Origin of the sequence: Bradyrhizobium iriomotense (genome assembly GCF_030160715.1) — a bacterium.
Taxonomy (GTDB): Bacteria; Pseudomonadota; Alphaproteobacteria; order Rhizobiales; family Xanthobacteraceae; genus Bradyrhizobium; species Bradyrhizobium iriomotense.
The window spans coordinates 22960-39773 of record NZ_BSOW01000047.1 but is presented as its reverse complement, the minus strand read 5'-3'; the positions used below and the strand labels follow the sequence as shown (position 1 = coordinate 39773).

The 16814-nt window shown below is 57.7% G+C and carries 17 protein-coding genes; 10 read left to right on the top strand and 7 right to left on the bottom strand.

Annotated elements, in window-relative coordinates; genetic code table 11:
- Positions 1-488 precede the first annotated feature (488 nt).
- The 7 genes from darG to bioB form a co-directional block, all read right to left on the bottom strand.
- Positions 489-1025: a type II toxin-antitoxin system antitoxin DNA ADP-ribosyl glycohydrolase DarG gene (gene darG, locus QQL28_RS40795; protein ID WP_284274749.1), complete on the bottom strand. Its 537-nt coding sequence runs from the start codon at positions 1023-1025 to the stop codon at positions 489-491.
- 87 nt (positions 1026-1112) lie between these two features.
- On the bottom strand, positions 1113-1508 hold the full coding sequence (locus QQL28_RS40790; RefSeq protein ID WP_284274747.1) for a DarT ssDNA thymidine ADP-ribosyltransferase family protein: 396 nt from the start codon (positions 1506-1508) through the stop codon (positions 1113-1115).
- Between the two features lie 341 nt (positions 1509-1849).
- On the bottom strand, positions 1850-3157 hold the full coding sequence (locus QQL28_RS40785; protein ID WP_284274745.1) for an adenosylmethionine--8-amino-7-oxononanoate transaminase: 1308 nt from the start codon (positions 3155-3157) through the stop codon (positions 1850-1852).
- Positions 3144-3788, bottom strand: coding sequence for a dethiobiotin synthase (gene bioD, locus QQL28_RS40780; protein WP_284274743.1), 645 nt, complete (start codon positions 3786-3788; stop codon positions 3144-3146). The genes QQL28_RS40785 and bioD overlap by 14 nt, the downstream gene beginning before the upstream one ends.
- Entirely contained in the window at positions 3788-4939 is a 1152-nt protein-coding gene (locus QQL28_RS40775) for an 8-amino-7-oxononanoate synthase (protein ID WP_284274741.1), read from the bottom strand. Before QQL28_RS40775 ends, bioD begins: the two co-directional genes overlap by 1 nt.
- Before the next feature lie 80 nt (positions 4940-5019).
- Complete coding sequence (panD, locus tag QQL28_RS40770; protein WP_284274740.1) at positions 5020-5373, bottom strand: aspartate 1-decarboxylase; 354 nt, start codon at positions 5371-5373, stop codon at positions 5020-5022.
- A 55-nt stretch (positions 5374-5428) separates the two neighbouring features.
- Positions 5429-6424: a biotin synthase BioB gene (gene bioB, locus QQL28_RS40765; RefSeq protein WP_284274738.1), complete on the bottom strand. Its 996-nt coding sequence runs from the start codon at positions 6422-6424 to the stop codon at positions 5429-5431.
- Positions 6425-6538: 114 nt separating this feature from the next.
- Here bioB and QQL28_RS40760 point away from each other — a divergent pair, with 114 nt between their 5' ends.
- From QQL28_RS40760 to QQL28_RS40715, 10 genes are all read left to right on the top strand, one after another.
- Positions 6539-7171 (top strand): GntR family transcriptional regulator, encoded by a 633-nt coding sequence (locus QQL28_RS40760; RefSeq protein ID WP_284274737.1) that lies wholly within the window; start codon positions 6539-6541, stop codon positions 7169-7171.
- A 155-nt stretch (positions 7172-7326) separates the two neighbouring features.
- Positions 7327-7662, top strand: coding sequence for a Dabb family protein (locus QQL28_RS40755; protein WP_284274736.1), 336 nt, complete (start codon positions 7327-7329; stop codon positions 7660-7662).
- Between the two features lie 93 nt (positions 7663-7755).
- Positions 7756-9165 (top strand): aminodeoxychorismate synthase component I, encoded by a 1410-nt coding sequence (gene pabB, locus QQL28_RS40750; RefSeq protein WP_284274735.1) that lies wholly within the window; start codon positions 7756-7758, stop codon positions 9163-9165.
- Positions 9162-9746 (top strand): anthranilate synthase component II, encoded by a 585-nt coding sequence (locus tag QQL28_RS40745; RefSeq protein ID WP_284274734.1) that lies wholly within the window; start codon positions 9162-9164, stop codon positions 9744-9746. The genes pabB and QQL28_RS40745 overlap by 4 nt, the downstream gene beginning before the upstream one ends.
- A 395-nt stretch (positions 9747-10141) precedes the next feature.
- Positions 10142-11455 carry a lysine N(6)-hydroxylase/L-ornithine N(5)-oxygenase family protein gene (locus tag QQL28_RS40740; RefSeq protein WP_284274733.1) on the top strand — a complete coding sequence of 438 codons (1314 nt, stop codon included), beginning with the start codon at positions 10142-10144 and terminating at the stop codon, positions 11453-11455.
- Positions 11452-12696, top strand: a complete 1245-nt coding sequence (locus tag QQL28_RS40735; protein WP_284274732.1) for an MFS transporter — start codon at positions 11452-11454, stop codon at positions 12694-12696. Before QQL28_RS40740 ends, QQL28_RS40735 begins: the two co-directional genes overlap by 4 nt.
- Before the next feature lie 21 nt (positions 12697-12717).
- On the top strand, positions 12718-13509 hold the full coding sequence (locus tag QQL28_RS40730; RefSeq protein WP_284274731.1) for a phytanoyl-CoA dioxygenase family protein: 792 nt from the start codon (positions 12718-12720) through the stop codon (positions 13507-13509).
- A gap of 8 nt (positions 13510-13517) precedes the next feature.
- Positions 13518-13847: a cupin domain-containing protein gene (locus tag QQL28_RS40725; RefSeq protein WP_284274730.1), complete on the top strand. Its 330-nt coding sequence runs from the start codon at positions 13518-13520 to the stop codon at positions 13845-13847.
- A 1-nt stretch (position 13848) separates the two neighbouring features.
- A complete protein-coding gene (locus tag QQL28_RS40720; protein WP_284274729.1) occupies positions 13849-15435 on the top strand; it encodes a class I tRNA ligase family protein in 1587 nt (528 codons plus the stop codon).
- A 10-nt stretch (positions 15436-15445) separates the two neighbouring features.
- Complete coding sequence (locus tag QQL28_RS40715) at positions 15446-16627, top strand: aminotransferase-like domain-containing protein (protein ID WP_284274728.1); 1182 nt, start codon at positions 15446-15448, stop codon at positions 16625-16627.
- Positions 16628-16814 lie beyond the last annotated feature (187 nt).

Genomic DNA, 16814 nt, shown 5'->3' with positions numbered 1-16814 from the left:
GGAATTCGGCCAAACGATCGCGGCTCATTCATTCGGCATTGGGACCAATCGGAGACGTTCGCCAGCCTCGGTGAGGAATCGCGCGAACAATATCCGTGGAAACTGAAACGGATTGAACAAAAGTGGGGCGCCGTCCCCGAGGACACGTTCAACAACCAGGACGCCTTCGCCGCCGACGCGCAGGCGTGACACCAAGAGCTTGGCAAGGACCTCGCACCGGTCCGCCGCCTACTGGAAGACAAAGAACTGGCGGCCTTCACGCCCCACGACCCTCGGCGAACGGCAGCGACAATCGTGCAATCAGCACGTCTGCCGGTTGACTACGTCAAGGCCCTTCTGAACCACACGACAAGGGCGTGACGCGTGTCTACGCCCGTTGGCATATGTTCGAAGAGAAACGCAAGGCTGTTTTAGCGTTTGAAACACAGGTCGCCAAAATCAGGGGATGACAGCACGGTTGCGATCCGCAACCTTGAGTGTTGATTGCGTCAGCAATGCCCCGCATACTCCCACGGGGGGCTTTCCATGTCTAACTTCTCTACCCCCTGGGGCTTTGCAACGTTTGGGTAGCGCGCTGTCGGTTCGTAAACGATGACCTGCACGTCAAGATTACCCATTGCCGATTCAATCAGCGGCCGAACGCTCTTCCAATCCAAGCCTCCGTTGCCGCTTCCAAGTGGCGGGAGGGCAATCGATTTGATTTTATGCTCGCCAATAAACCGCACTAAATCTTGCAGCCCATCCTTGATCCACTCAATCTTGGAGGGATTGCGCCAATGCTGCTTAGTGGGGAAGTTTATGATCCACTTCGGTCCTCCCATCAGATCTTTTCGCTCAGTCGCGAATATCTGACCGACCTTGATCTCCTGCTTCTTGCAAGCAGCCGAATACGCGCGAAAGTTCTCAGGGAATGCGTCCTTGAACATCAAGGCAATTCCCTTACCCATCACGCCGACGGTATTCACCGTGTTGACCAAGGCCTCGGTGTTAGCCTTGAGCAGGTTACCCTCAGTGAAGATAATCATCAGAAGTACCATCCTCGCTCGGTGTCGACTTCTAGGCTCAGCTTGCGCTTAGATGCCAATTCGTTCGCCCACGATTTTTGCTTTTCGTCACAACATGCCACGCCGAGAAGAGCGTCGATTGGCATGAGTACGGCCCGTATGAATGTTGTAGGCCGTTATTGACCGAGGCGTGAAGTAAAACGGGACGTAATCGCTCAAGGTCTCTTTGGGCGAGAGGGGAACCGCCCAAGTCTTCCGCTTGTCGATAAGCTCTACGAGTCCAATGTTTACGAAGTTCGGGTCTTGCTTATCGGAGTTCCGGCAGTGCAGTCCGTTATCCAAAATCCAAAGCAGTTCAGGCAGATTGTCTTTGTGCGTGATGCGGAAGATTAGCGCATTATCCGCTGTAGCTCCGGCAGCGCCAAAACTCCCTCCCCCAGGAAGCAGAAACCTCGCCTCACAGAGACACAGGAACGGGATCTGCCCGTCAAGACGAGTCGCCAAGACTCAACTTCGTTATTAGAACATAACGAGAACATCGTCGCGTTGTCAACATAAATGTTGACATACAACGATGAAACCCGAGTTCGGGTATGCGTGATCGAACGGCCGATCGTCAACTTAATGGACCGGGGCAGCCGGTTTGGATTGGCTTGCAAAAAAAAGAGCGGGAGGGGATATCCCTCCCGCCGATGTTTCCCAGATGTTTCCTGAGTACGATTCTTGGATCGAGAGGCTTCCGGCTAAGCCATTGATTTTGGATCGAGAGGATTTGAACCTCCGACCCATAGTCCCCCCAGGCTAGGGTTCAGGGGATTGCGATCATCGCAACACCGCCGAAAAAGTTAACAAACGCTCGCTCCCGGCTTCTCAGCCCGCAGAGCGTCCCTTCCAGCCAGCGCATCGGCTGCATCCCAGATGCCAGCATAGATTTCATCAAGGTCTGCCGCTGTTGCACAGTACGGGGGCATCACGTAGATCGTGTTGCCGAGCGGCCGAAGCAGCAGATTTCGATTGTTAAAGAAGGCTTGGAGCTTTGGACCTATGTCCGCCAGATAGCCGGAGTCGCTCGTCTTCAGATCGAGTGCTGTAATCGTGCCGGTCTGGCGAACGTTTCCGAAACGTGCATCGGCCCGGAATGGCTCAATCGCCTTTTCTTGCATCACGGCCATCGCCGCCACGCGTTGGCGAGTATTAGGATCTTGCCAGAGCTCCAGATTGGCTCTTGCTGCGGCGCAGGCCACGGGATTTGCAGTATATGAACTCGAATGAAAGAACGTGCGCGTCCGATCTTTCGAATAGTGGGCATCGAAAATATCTGCGCGACAGAGTGTTACGGCGAGGGGAAGCGTTCCTCCGGTAATGCCCTTGGAGTAACACACGATATCCGGTGTGATATTGGCTTGCTCGCACGCGAAGAGTGTTCCCGTGCGACCCCAGCCGGTCATGACCTCATCGGCAATGAACAGGACGTCAGAAGCCTCGCAGATCCGCTTCATCTCCCTGAGCACCCAGGCTGGATACATCAGCATTCCGCCTGCCCCTAATATCAGAGGCTCCGCAATAAAGGCCGCTGGAATTTCGTTTCGACATGCCAACTCCAGCGCGTCCAGCGTGTCCTGCTCACGACCTGTTGCGGGAAACGGGACTGAGGTGACGTCGAACAGCAAGGATCCGTACGCCTCGTTGAAGACGCCGCGCGCACCCACCGACATCCCACCTATCGTGTCGCCGTGATAGGAATGTTGCATCACGATGATGCGTATTCGCTGCTTGCCTATATTATGCCAATAGCCGAGTGCCATTTTTAGCGCGACTTCGACGCTTGCTGAGCCGCCATCGGAGAAGAAGACATGCTCGAGCCCTGGGGGCGCGAACTTCAGGAGCTGCGCGGCAACTTCCTCCGCAGGATCGTGGGTATGCCCGGCAAAGATGATCTGATTGAGCTTACCTGCCTGTTCCTGAATCGCGCGCACGATATGTGGATGGCAGTGACCGTGCGTCACCACCCACCAGGATGAGATTGCATCGATGATACGGCGACCATCAGCGGTGTGGAGATAGGCACCATTACCCCGAACAACCCGCGTCATCTCGTCTTGAAGAGCGTGTTGCGTGAACGGATGCCAGATCGGAGACTTATTCTTTGGCATACAACTTGAAACTATCTGCACGGAATGAGGCTTTGAACGCTGCCTGCAGCGTGTCCGCGGTGAGGTCAGAGAGCCATGGCAATCGTCCTAGCCAACGCACCCGCCCCATCTCGCGGATGACGGTCTGAGTCTCGGCATTTCGCTCGCCAATGAAGGCCATCCCGAGAATGGGGATATCACGCTTTCGGAGAGCCTCTATCGACAGCAGCGAGTGATTGATGGTGCCAAGCTTTGTGCTCGCGCAAAGCACGACTGGAAGCCGCCACCGCTCGAACACATCGATGTAAAGTGTGTCGCCGCTCAGCGGCACCATCAGCCCGCCCGCGCCCTCTATAACCAATGGCCGTCCCCCGGTATCCGGCAAATCGAGCGAATCTGCTTCCACGCGAACTCCGTCGAGCTCTGCCGAATAATGGGGCGAGGCGGGCGTTCGAAGACGGTAGCGCTCTTGCAAGATGCGGTCGGCTGAGAGGCCGCCCAGCCGCGCGACGGTCTGGCTATCTGTCTCTCCATCGAGGCCGGCCTGAATCGGCTTCCAATAATTCGCGCCGAGGAGGTTAGCGAGCCCCGACGAAAATACCGTCTTTCCGATTCCGGTATCTGTGCCCGTGACCACGATCCTTGGGTTCATCAAAGTGCACCTTCCGTCTCCTCGACGAGGGCATCGAGCATTGCGCGCACGTCAGCTTCAGCGACGTTGAGTGTCAGCGAGATTCGCAAACGGGCCGTGCCCGCCGGCACGGTTGGGGGGCGGATTCCGCGGATGTCGAAGCCGCGCGCCTGCAGCGCAGAGGCGAGCCGCATCGCACGCGCGTTGTCGCCGACAATGTAGGGTATGATCTGCGAGTTCGAAGGACTTTTCCAACTGCGCTGCTTTATCTGCCGATGCGTGAACGCGACGAGCTCGATGAGACGCTGCTGACGCTCGGGTTCCTGCTGCAGGATCAGAATCGCTTCTCGCACGGCAACGGCGATCAACGGCGAGGGGGCGGTGGCGAAGATAAATGGACGGCACCGATTGACCATAAAGTCTCGCAAGACGCCGGACGCAGTGACGAGCGCACCCGCAGCGCCTAGCGCCTTGCCGCAAGTATGAACGACCAGGAGATTTTCTCGCCCCTCGTAAGGTGCGGTGAGCCCCCCTCCCTTTTCACCGTAAACGCCTGTGGCATGGGCCTCATCCACCATCAGGAACGCATCATGCCGGTCGGCGAGCGCAACCAGCTCCTTGAGCGGGGCAAAATCGCCGTCCATGCTATAGAGGCTTTCGGCCACGATCCAGACACGGCCAACTCCGCCATTTGCCCGCCAGTCACGAATCGTGCCTGCTACCGCCTCTGGGTCGTTATGCGCGCTCATCCGAAAGTCTGCGCGGCCGGCTCGCGCGCCTTCATGGATGCTCGCGTGCACCAGAGAATCGAGAACAAGCAGATCGCCTTTCTGCGGCACCGTCGTCAGGACCGCAAAATTTGCGACATACCCGCTACAGAAGAAAAGCGCCGTCTCGGCGCCAAAGAACCTGGCAGCTTCAGCTTCCAGACGTTCGTGCTCTGCGCAATTGCCGCGCAGGAGCCGCGACCCGCCGGCCCCGATCGGTGTGCCGGCCTCGATAGCTGCTAAGACAGCTTTCTTCACGCGCGGCGCGCTCGCGAGCGCCAGATAGTCGTTCGACGTGAAATCGATCCCTGCACGCGGATTGAGGCTGCGCAACCGGTGGTCCTCTTTCAGGACGTTCAACGCCGAGCTATATGGGGCAGCTTTTCCCGCGTGGATTGAATTCATTGTGCACCCTGAGGGCATTGAAATCGCGCAAAATTCTGGGGACCCGCGCAGAAAAACGGCTTCGGTTAGCCGCTTTGCGATCAAACCGGCAATATTCGATTCTCTCGATCGACGAGTACAATACGTGGTCTGAACGTCTTGGCTTCCGCTTCATCAAGTAAGGCGTATGCAAGGATGCTGATTTTGTCTCCGGGTAACGCTAATCGCGCAGCCGCACCGTTCAAGTTGATAGTGCCCGCGCCGCCCGGCGCCTCAGTGACATAAGTGGCGAATTGGGCGCCGGTTTCGACGTTGTGAATCTCGACCCGTTCGTTCACCAGGAATCCCGCCGCGTCCAGTAGCGCACGCTCAATTGAAATTGAGCCTTCATAGTGCAGATCGGCTTCGGTCACCGATGCGCAGTGGATTTTGCCTTTCAACAAGGTAATCTGCATTTCTCAACCTGATCTTGGAGGTCTGCACACGGGCTCGGTTGCTGCCGCTTTTGGTTCAGGCAAGGGCAGATGTGATGCCGAGCTTGGTCAGCAACTTGGCGTCGCGGTCGGCTTTCGGATTTTTAGTTGTCAGCAGCACGTCCCCGATGAAAATTGAATTCGCACCGGCCAAGAAGCACAGCGCGTGCAATTCGTCGGTGATGTCATGCCGTCCGGCGGACAACCGAATGACGCTTCTGGGCATCATGATTCGGGCGGTTGCGACCAGACGCACCAGCGCGATCGGATCTGGAGCCTGCGCGGTATCAACGACCGGAACCCCCTCGACCTCGTTCCAAAGATTGATCGGCACGCTTTCCGGAGGCTTCGAGAGATTGGCGAGCAGGACGAGCATGTCGAGCCGATCTTGAACCCCCTCTCCCATGCCGATAATGCCGCCGCAGCAGACCTTGATGCCCGCCTCGCGCACATGCTCAAGCGTGTCAATTCGGTCCTGCAGCGAGCGGGTGGTGATGATACTGCCGTAAAACTCAGGCGAGGTGTCCACGTTGTGATTGTAGAAGTCGAGCCCCGCCTCGAAAAGCCGCGCCGCCTGTTTCGGCGTCAGCATGCCGAGCGTGACGCAGGTTTCCATGCCAAGATCTTTGACAGCGCTGACCATTTCGCAGACCCGATCGAGATCACGGTCTTTTGGACTGCGCCAAGCCGCAGCCATGCAGAAGCGGGTTGCGCCTGCCTCCTTGGCGCGCTGCGCGGCGGTGACCACGTCGCTACAATCCATCAGGCGGGTCGCTTTCACCCCCGTCTCGTAGCGCGCGCTCTGCGCGCAGTAGCCGCAGTCTTCCGGGCAGCCCCCCGTCTTGACGCTGAGCAGACTAGCTGTTTCGACGTGGTTTGGATCGAAGTTGTCGCGGTGAACGCATTGCGCTCGAAACATCAGCTCAGCGAAGGGCAGATCATAGACCGCTTCGGCGTCAGTGCGTTTCCATGTCCCGCCGACCTGCGCGAGCTCGCAGCTTCCGTTCCGGTCAACTCCATCAAAGACGTCCATAAGCCTCGCGTCCATAATCATAGATAATCACGCGAATTATCTATCGTCAGCAGCATTGGATTGATGCTAATCGATGCGCTACCGAGGCGCACCCACTTTTCCGATAGATAATCTATGACAGCTAAGAACAGGACGACTGCTGGACGCATCGCCGAGTCGATTGGCGAGCGCATTATCAACGGCGCGCTACACCCAGACTCCCCTCTGCGCCAGGATCATGTCGCGCGAGAATTCAATTCAAGTCACGTCCCGGTGCGCGAGGCTTTTCGACAACTGGAGGCTCAACATCTTGTCGTGAGTGCGCCTCGTCGAGGCGTGCGGGTTGCACCGCTCGATGCGAATTCGGTGAAGGAGATCGCCGAGATGCGTGCAGCGCTCGAGGTGGTCGCGCTGCGCAATGCAGCTCCAAAGCTCTCATCGGTCCACCTGGCACGCATTGAACTTGCCCTGATTGAAGGAGACAATGCCCAGACGATTGAGGATTTTGAGATGGCCAACCGGGCCTTTCATTACGCCCTGGTTGCGCCCTGTGCGATGCCGCGCCTGCTTGCAAGCCTCGACGAGCTTCAGCTGGCCAATTCTCGGCTGGTCTTCGCGATGGCGCGCACGGCCGGCTGGCGCCCACGGTCCAACCAAGATCACCGCCTGATCTTTCAGGCCCTGCGAGCGCGCAACCTTGACCAAGCCTGTAACCTTCTCGCGCGTCACATTCAATCCATCGAGCGCCTCGCCCTTCAGACCTCCTGATCAAGAAGCGCCACTTCCGAGCTGAGTTGACAAAGTTGCGGGGCGGAGCAGCGCGAACAATCGATCATCAACCAGCGATGCAGCAGAGTTGTTGCGGAAGCCGCGATCCCAAGTTAGTTAAGCGCCCCATCTCTCATAGCACTCCTAGAGTATCCATGATCCGACACATCGTTTTGTTCACCGCCAAGGATGAGGCGCAGATTGACCTGATCATCGAGGGCCTATCGGTTCTGACGACCATCCCGCATGCAAGCCGGCTGGAGGTCGCTCGCAACCGCAAGAGCGACCAGCTCGGCAACGACATCGACGTCATCGTTTATGGGGAGTTCGAGAACGAGGCGAAACTGGCAGCTTACAAAGCGCATGACCTATACCAGGAATCGATCAGGCGGGTACGCCCACTCCGCGAGCTGCGGTTCGCGGCCGACTACGATGTAGCAAGCGATGTGCGATTCCTTACTCACTGCGCTGCATCCACGGGCGGGGGCTAAGCTGAGCGTCAGTTCCACGAGCTTGCAGGCTCCGATCTATCCTCGATCTCATTTGGCGGACCATCCTCGCCAGCACGCGGACGCTATTCGCCGATGACTGACAGCCCGATCCACGTCCGCGAACTGCCATGGATTGCCCCTGTCACAGCAATGCGGCGCCTCGCCGACCGACGTCATCTTACGTTTCTTGATAGCGCAGCAAGCCAGGAGCCGCTGGGGCGCTACTCATATCTGGCCTGCGACCCGTTCGGCACTTATATGGTCGCGGACGGGCGGCCGAGTTGGAACGGGCAGTGTCTTGACGACGATCCATGGGGAGCCCTTCGCAAGCTGCTTGCTAGGTATCCGCAAGAGCACCGCCCTGATCTGCCGCCATTTCAGGGCGGAGCGGCCGGGGTCTTTGGGTACGATCTGAATAGGACATTGGAGCGATTGCCGGTGCCGGCAGCCTCAGGACACCGCTTACCTCAAGCAGTCCTGCATTTCTATGACGTGGTCGTCAGCCACGATCACCGCGAGAACAGATGCTGGATCGTTTCGACAGGCTGGCCGGAGCAGGATCCCGCGCGACGAGCGGCGCGTGCACGTCAACGAGCCAATGAGTTTGCAGCTCTCCTTGCCACCTCAAACTTGGCGAGGAATGACGCCCACGGCACGGTCGGACCATGGCGCTCGAACTTTAGCCGCGCGGGCTACATTGCGGCGGTACAGCGCGTGATCGACCTGATTCTGGCTGGAGACGTCTTTCAAGTCAATATTGCGCAGCGTTTCAGCGCCCGGCTACCGACCTCATTTGATCCGGTCGCCTTCTACTGCCAACTGCGGTCATTGAACACCGCACCGTTCGCAGCGCTCCTGCGTTACGGCAATCTCACAATCGCATCAAGCTCGCCGGAGCGTTTCCTCAAACTCGACGGACGGCGCGTCGAAACGCGCCCCATCAAAGGCACAAGCGCGCGCTCCACTGAGCCCGTGGAAGATCAGCGCCAGGCTCAACTCCTGGTCAACTCCGACAAGGATCGTGCCGAGAACATCATGATCGTCGACCTCCAGCGGAGTGATCTGTCACGTGTATGCACCCCACATTCAGTTGATGTTCCTGCGCTGTGCAATCTCGAATCCTACGCCTCTGTGCACCACCTCGTATCAGCCGTGACTGGTGAACTTGAAGAGAGCCAAGACGCTGTCGCCCTGCTTCGTGCCTGCTTTCCAGGCGGCTCCATCACCGGGGCGCCGAAGGTGAGAGCGATGGAAATTATCACCGAAATCGAGCGAGTCACACGGGAGGCCTATTGCGGGGCGATCGGCTTCATCGCCTTTAGCGGCCACATGGATACGAATATTGCGATCCGCACTGTCACGATCGACGACGGCTCGGCTGTGTTTCATGCAGGTGGCGGGATAACGGCGATGTCGGATCCAGCGGCTGAATACGATGAGACACTCGCCAAAGCCCAGCGAATGTTTGATGCATTTGCCGCCTATTCTTCCGGTGACCCTTGATTGTCATCATCGACAACTACGACTCCTTCGTCTTCAACATTGCCCGATACTTCCGCCGGCTTGGTGAAGCAACGGAAGTGATCCGGAATGATGTGATCAGCACGGGCGATATTGTCCGTCTCAGGCCACGCGCCGTGGTCATCTCGCCAGGTCCCTGTTCCCCGACGGAAGCGGGAATATCGACCTCGATTGTTCGCGAGCTTTCAGGTCGCGTCCCGATTCTAGGCATTTGCCTTGGACACCAGTGCATCGGGAGTGTTTTCGGCGGAAGGGTGGCACGGGCACGTCGCCCCATGCACGGTCGGTCCTCACATGTCAGGCATGACGGCGAAGGGCTATTCGAAGGTCTCCCTTCCCCTCTTTGCGTGGGGCGCTACCATTCTCTTGTTGTTGAGATCGATCCGTCCAACACCTCGCCCCTTATGGTCACGGCGCGTTCCGACGAGGGCGAGATCATGGCCCTTGCGCATTGCGATCAACCGACCTTTGGCGTGCAGTTCCATCCCGAATCGATATTGACCCAACAAGGAGACGCTCTGCTCAGCAATTTTTTGCGATTAGCAGAGAGCTTTCGAGCGTGAATACCGTATGCCTCCGCCGTAATCTCCAGCGCGGCATTCCCGACGCTTCAAGTCGTCGCACACGGCCATCTGTTTCCGCGGGCGGCCCTTAGAGCGCGCTTTCAGCCAACGCGAGCGGCGTTTAAGTCGCTCAGGGCACGTCCGGTCACAGCCGTAACGTATACCCGGCGGCGATTTAGCACATCCGCCCCTCTTTCGTCGTCCATGAGACAACTCTGCCGGAGGAGTGCGTTTGCGGTCGGCGAGGAGACGCAACCTTACTCAAAACATCCCCTTCAGTGCGGCGATAAAGCGACTTGTATCTCACGTAGTGTCAGATTGTAGGTTTCCATGCGCAGCAACTGACCGCCCTCCTCAAGCGGGGACGACCTTATGCAAGCGCGAGAGAAAGCTTCGTGGATACGCTGGATGTCATTGGCGTCGGGATCGGTCCGTTCAATCTCAGCCTGGCGGCGCTGATTGAACCTACGCCTCTACGCGCATTATTCCTGGAGAAGCGCGGGGCATTTTGCTGGCATCCGGGATTGGCGTTGCCGAACAGCCGGTTACAAGTGTCGCCATTCAAGGATTGCGTGACTTTGGTAGACCCCACCAGTCCCTATTCCTTCCTGAATTACCTCGCAGTCAACGGGCGGCTCTACAATTTCATCAACAAACGCAACGCTTCGACCTCGCGGCGGGAGTTCACCGACTATTACCGGTGGGTCGCGCGACAACTCGGCACGCTCCGCTTTCACGAAGAAGTCTTAGATGTGGCCGCCTTCAGGGACGCCTATCGCGTCAGTACGGGCACAACCACATATCTGGCGCGCGCCGTGGTGATCGCAGTTGGCGTCGAGCCAAAAATGCCCCGGTTCGCTAAGCCCCTCATTTGCGACACTGTCTACCATGCGGCTGACTATCTTGAACGGGGATTACCTCGGACGGACGAGCATGTGCTCGTGGTGGGAGGCGGTCAGAGCGGCGCGGAGATTGTCGAGCACATGCTCATTCGCCCCGACACCCCCCGGATTACCTGGGTCACGTCGCGCTCAAACCTGTTTGCAATGGACGACACCAGTTTCGTCAACGAGGCCTATATACCCGGTTATAGCCGGCGCTTTCACGCCCTGCCGCTTGCGCACCGCCGTGCCATCATCGCGCGTGAGAAGCTGACCAGCGATGGCATTTCTGCTGAGCTGTGCAATCGCCTCTACGACATTTTGTATGAGCGAGACGTGGAAGGTGCGCTCTCTGAGAGCTTCCATTTGCTCTGCAATGTCACCCTGAAGCACATCACGCTTCTCAACAAGCGCTGGCGAGTAGATCTGACCGGTCTCACCAGGCAGCAGCATCGCAGCATCGTCGTTGATCGCATCGTACTCGCCACGGGCTTTCGGCCGCGCACTCCCCTCTTTCTGCAGTCGCTCCTAGGCAGCGCGCACATGGAGAACAACCTGCCCGTGCTGGGGGCGGACTACGCGGTCAGCTTCACCCAGAAAATGCCAGGACCGGTCTATTTGCAGAATCAAAGCCGCCTGCAGCACGGGTTACAGAGCGCAAACCTGTCGCTGGTGGCGTACCGCAACAGCCTCATTATCAACAGCCTCCTCGGACAGCCGTTCTATCTGGATCAATCTGAGCACGGGTACGACAGTCCCGACCATGCAGAGCTGAACGTTGTGTCGGAGGCAATGACATCGGCGGAAAACATGAGTGCGATTACATGAGCGCAGCACGGTCCTCTATCTTGCGTATTGTCGATGTGCCCCCTGGAGCTGCGGACCGCCTCGCCTGCAGATTGCCCTTCCGCGCCTCCGGACCATTCTTGCTCGCATCGAGTGTCATCGCGGCAGCCTATGGCTCGAGCTTCATATTGCCGGAATATATGGAAATTCTTGGGTTGGAGCGCGAGGTCGCGGGCTTCATTATCTCCAGTGGCATGGTTGCGACGATCGTGTGTTGCTGCCTAGCTGGCCGCCTGGCTCAGCGTATTGGCATTATGCCGACGATGGCTGCCGCCTCGGTCGTGATGGCGCTGGCTATGGCAGCCTTTGCCGCCGCAGTGCTAGATGCGCGACTAGCCTACGCAGACGGCATGCTCGTCGGTGTGGGATGGTCCGTGCTGTTCATCCTGTCGCCGCTGCAGATCATCCGTCATCTACGCCCCACGGCCCGTATCCAACATCTGACGATCTTGTCTGGCGCACAGATGGCCGGGCTTGGCCTAGCGGCTCCGCTCGGCCACTTTCTAACGGAATACACAGGCTCAATGGCGATCATGTACGCATTGTTCGCAATCGCCTGCGTCATCGCGACCATCTGTATAGGCGTGGCACAACATGCCATGTTGAACGTCCCCTCGGTGCCCATGCCTCACATCGAGGTCACCTTGGCCAAGACGATCGCCCTGCTTCGACACGCCACAGTCAGGCCGATTCTCATGATCGCGGTTGCGGCCTGCATTTTCTCAGGGCTCTCGACATATCAGAGCGCCTATGCAGCATCACGTCACCTCAATCCCGACCTCTTCTTCCTCGTATTCACCGTGACCAGCGTGGCGCTTCGCTTTTCTGTCGCCCATATGCTGGATCGAGTGCCCATCGACCAGCTTGCGCTCACGCTCTTTTTCGCGACCGGCGCCTCGCTCGCGTTGTTCATTGTCAATCCTGGCGATGATTTGCTCTATATCCTGGCCGCCGCAATCTTCGCCGCAGGCTACGGGCTCAGCTATTCCACACTCAACGGAATAGGCGTCAATCTCGCCGGCGAGCATGGCCTCTCCGTACCAGTTACCTCTCAGATCTTCACCTTAGCCTATTTTCTCGGATTGTTCGGCTTTCCGGTTCTTGGAGGGCAGATAGTCGCCGAATTTGGCCCCAATGCGATGTTGCTCACGCTATTGGGTGCGACCGTACTTAACGGAGTATTGGCAACCGCACTCCGCCCAAAGGCAACAGGCTCTCTGTAACCTAAGAAAGGAGCTCGAAAAATGCTGACCGACGCACAAAAAGCGAAATGGCATAGGGACGGATATCTTCGGCTTGAGGGCTTCTTTGATGCGCCTACGCGTAACAGGATCTCTGATTTCGTGGAGGACGTCGCGGGCTGGGACGTAAGCACCGACAAATGGATGAAGTGGTTCGAGAAGACCTCCGATAATCGTAAGATTGTCTCAAAGGTCGAAAACTTCCTGGACTACCATGATGCTTTACGCCAGACGCTGCTGGCCGACGGTCGCATTCGCACCTCGATAGAGAAGCTACTCGATGAAGACACGCGGATGCTCAAGGAGCTACTGATCTTCAAGTATCCTGATAGTGGCGGCTACCGCCCACATCAGGACATCTATCATGTCCCCCACAAGCTCCCGGAGCGAATGGTGCATGCCATAGCAGCCATTGCTGTCGACGATGCGGCTCCCGACAATGGAGGTCTATTTTTCACTCCGGGGCGGCATAAGGAGGGGGTTTTTCCCATGGATGCCGGCGGCGTCATCAACCCGGACGTGGCCGAGAGCTTTGAATGGGAACCGGTGCCGTGGAAGGCAGGCGACGTCTTTATTTTCGACGACTACGCGCCCCACTACTCACTACCGAACAAGAGCGATCGCTCTCGCCGCGCGCTCTATTTGGTGTTCCAGCGGGCATCCACTGGCGGTCCTGATCGTGCCGAATACAACCGAATGAAGCGTGCCTATAACCCACCAGAGGGCAAGGTATCTGATCTTGAAGATCTGAAAACGCCTAACGGCATCTTTTATCGTGACGACCGCAACTCCTGAGGAAAGACGTGTTTACGAAGCAGATCGATCGCTCCCTGATGCGAACCGAATATGGCGCGCTGGTTTGTCGCTTGCTGGAGCATTTGCCGGATGATCTCAGCCCCGAGTTCGGTGCCTCGGTCGTTGAGGTCATACCCGGTGGCGCGGTCGATCTGCACGCACACCACGAGCACGAATTGTGGGTGCTGATCTCCGGTGAGGGAGAATTCGAAGCTGGCGGGCAGACACGGTCGGTGAAAGACGTGACTTTATTCTACATGCCACCGCATCAGATGCACGCGATCCGCAATCTCAGCCAGGAGAGCACCCTCAAGTTCCTGTCTATCTGGTGGGATTGACATGCGGACCTATTTCGTATGTCCAGCTCCCCCCTGCCCTAACGGCAAATTGCATCTCGGTCACGTCGGCGGCGTATACTTGCTCGCCGATATTTTCGTGCGCTTTCAACGTATGGCCGGCCATCGCGCGCATTTCATCACCGGCGCGGATGAGCACGGCACGTATACGCTCGTAAAGGCGCGAAAGCTTGGGCAAGGCGTTAGTGAGGTCGCGCAAAAGCACATTGACGAGATCCTGCGGTGCTTGCGTGCGCTGCACATCACGCCCGATGTCTTCGTTCGCACGTCCAGCGAGCTACATAAGGAGAACGCTCTTGCGATTTTCCGCGAGCTGCAGGAGGCCGGTTACGTCGAAGTCCGCAAGGGTGTCCAGCTCTATTGCGAGCATTGCGACGAATTTGTCGCGGATTCGCTTGCCACCGGGAATTGCCCGGCGTGCAACTCAGCTACCGACAGTAATTTGTGTGAGAACTGTGGCCTGGCAGTTCGACATGATACGTTGCGCAATGCCAGGCACACCACGTGCGGCCACAAGCTTGAACTAAGGTCCATTGAGCAGGCCGTGTTCGATACGCCCCGCCTCACCCAGGCGCTGGACACAGCTATTGGACAAAGCGCCTGGTCCGCGCCCATACGAGACAAGGCGCGAGCCTGGCTCGCAAGCGATATGCATGGTCTGCCAATGTCGCGCCACTTCAGTCATGGTGTGGAGCTACTTGAGCCTGAACCTTTGTTCGGCCAAACCCTGCTCACATGGTTCGAAGGCTTGTGGTGCTTCGACACCGGAATTCGTGAGCAATGCGCCAATGACTTTCGGGATGCAAAATCGACCATGCACGACCCCAGCACCCGGCTTATGTTTTTCATGGGCCAGGACAACCGCTTCTATTACACGATAGGCGTGACTGGCGTCCTGCTCGCGCGCGGCTATCCAATTCCCACAAACCACTCGGTCCAGGATTTCTATAAGCTCGAAGGCGAAAAGTTTTCGACCAGTCGCGACCATGCGCTTTGGGTCGACGAGGTAGCGCGCGAAGTGGATCCCAACGTCATTCGTTACGCGCTCGCTCGAATTGCACGGCCATTCGGCAGAGACGAAAACGAGTTCGATGTTGACGGACTGATCACGGCGGCATCACACCTTCAGGTCTTTGAAGATGCATTGCGCCAATATGCGAGCAACGCTCGCACGTTGGACAGCAGGCGTCTGCGATCTCGTCTGCGCATCCTGGCTCAGCGCTACGCGGATGCAATCGAGGACCTCCGCTTCTGGGATGCGCTTGATTTCGTGGACAGGTACTTCGAGACGGCCGATTTTGCGCGTGACAACAGCGGCATGTGGAACGCCATGGAGATCTCGCTGTTCCTGAGCCTGCTGAACCCTGTGGTACCCGAGCTAGCCTTGCGATATGGCCGGCATTTCTTCGGTGCAGCATGGCAGCCGTCCTTCGGCAAATTGGCAGCAAAAGCTAGCCTGCCACCAAAGATAGACTTCCCGGGCCTCAACGCCGCGGTACCACCGCATTTCATCGCAGCGTACAATGAGCGTTTTCGCATACGCCAAGCTAAGCAAAATAGCGGGAGATGAACGAGAAGCCATGAACTCGCCTGTCTCGACGCGAAGCTCCCTCGCTCAGGGCTTTGCAGCATTCAACTACTCAAGTGCGAAGCGCGCCATCAATTTCGCCTATGGGCTCCCCGATCCCGCGATGTTCTCAGAGCTGGCCTGGCCGGACGCATTGAGCCAGAATACCGGCGTCACCACCGCCGATCTGCTTCAGTATACGGATGCGGTGGGTTTGCCCAAGCTGCGAACAAAGCTCGCAGAACGCTATAATGTGCAGCATGAGGAGGTTATCCTTACCGCTGGTGCTTCACAGGCTCTGCAATTGATCGGCGACGCCTGGCTCGACCCACGCGATATTGTCCTAACCGAGGACCCGTCCTACATGGGTGCACTGCGCATCTTTTCGATCGCGGGGGCGACCATCCTCCAGCTCGGGATGAGCGCTGATGGTGTCGATCTAAACGCGCTTGAATCGACCTTGCGCCGCGAGCCCCGCGTAAAACTTTTCTACACGGCGCCAGCATTTCATAATCCGACTGGATGCCGGATTTCGCGCGCCCATATGGCCCGAGTTGCAAGGATGCTAGCCCGGCATGGGGTGACGTTGGTACAGGATCTCGTCTATTCGGAGTTGCCGTACGACGGTCTAGCTGATTGGCTGCCGCCGGGCGGCAACGTCATAAATGTCCACAGTATCTCCAAGGTCGCGGGACCCGGGTTGCGAGTGGGCTGGGTGCTTGCAGATTCAGATGTCATTGACAGGCTGGCACGTCTCAAATGCGACGGCGGTGTCAGCCCTATTGTCAGCAATATCGTGTTATCGTTGCTCCAGTCAGGCGCACTTGATAGGCACATTGCGCGATTACGCCAGCATTATCGTGCCAAGCGGGACAGCTTGCACAGGCTGCTGCAAAGTAGCCGGTTTTGCGCGCCAGAATATCTCCTTCCAAGCGGTGGTTTCTCCTTTTGGGTACGGCTCGCCGGCGGAATTGAGGCTGAGACTTTCATTGAGGCTGCGCGCTGCGAGCACGACGTGCACCTTGTGCACGGCCGTCATTATGGCCCACGAAGTGGCCATCATGTGCGCCTGTGCTTTAGCTATCTCCCGACGAACGTCATCGAGGAGGGACTAGCGAGATTGGATAAGCTCCAGGCAAAGCTGCACGGGCGATCGTTACGAACGCTCGCCGAAAACGGTCGATTCGAACTGTGACATACCTTAAGTTTCTGGTTGGTAGTTATGCGCCGGTTCAAAACGTAGGCGAGTTTGAGAAGTTGCATTTATCAATATGCGTTGCCTTGGTGTCTAACATGCCTCGCGAACGGTGGGGATGGCTTCCAACGTCCGGCAACGATAATCTTCCCTTATGAGCGCCGTTAGGGCGGCGAACAGCCGAACA

Excerpts from the sequence above, each read along its gene's own strand:
- QQL28_RS40785 (WP_284274745.1), bottom strand. The coding sequence starts at position 3,157 with ATGCCAAAGAATAAGTCTCCGATCTGGCATCCGTTCACGCAACACGCT.
- darG (WP_284274749.1), bottom strand. The coding sequence starts at position 1,025 with ATGATTATCTTCACTGAGGGTAACCTGCTCAAGGCTAACACCGAGGCC.
- QQL28_RS40715 (WP_284274728.1), top strand. The coding sequence starts at position 15,446 with ATGAACTCGCCTGTCTCGACGCGAAGCTCCCTCGCTCAGGGCTTTGCA.
- bioB (WP_284274738.1), bottom strand. The coding sequence starts at position 6,424 with ATGGACGTCTTTGATGGAGTTGACCGGAACGGAAGCTGCGAGCTCGCG.
- QQL28_RS40720 (WP_284274729.1), top strand. The coding sequence starts at position 13,849 with ATGCGGACCTATTTCGTATGTCCAGCTCCCCCCTGCCCTAACGGCAAA.
- QQL28_RS40775 (WP_284274741.1), bottom strand. The coding sequence starts at position 4,939 with ATGAATTCAATCCACGCGGGAAAAGCTGCCCCATATAGCTCGGCGTTG.
- bioD (WP_284274743.1), bottom strand. The coding sequence starts at position 3,788 with ATGAACCCAAGGATCGTGGTCACGGGCACAGATACCGGAATCGGAAAG.
- QQL28_RS40760 (WP_284274737.1), top strand. The coding sequence starts at position 6,539 with ATGACAGCTAAGAACAGGACGACTGCTGGACGCATCGCCGAGTCGATT.
- QQL28_RS40755 (WP_284274736.1), top strand. The coding sequence starts at position 7,327 with ATGATCCGACACATCGTTTTGTTCACCGCCAAGGATGAGGCGCAGATT.
- QQL28_RS40735 (WP_284274732.1), top strand. The coding sequence starts at position 11,452 with ATGAGCGCAGCACGGTCCTCTATCTTGCGTATTGTCGATGTGCCCCCT.
- panD (WP_284274740.1), bottom strand. The coding sequence starts at position 5,373 with ATGCAGATTACCTTGTTGAAAGGCAAAATCCACTGCGCATCGGTGACC.
- QQL28_RS40730 (WP_284274731.1), top strand. The coding sequence starts at position 12,718 with ATGCTGACCGACGCACAAAAAGCGAAATGGCATAGGGACGGATATCTT.
- pabB (WP_284274735.1), top strand. The coding sequence starts at position 7,756 with ATGACTGACAGCCCGATCCACGTCCGCGAACTGCCATGGATTGCCCCT.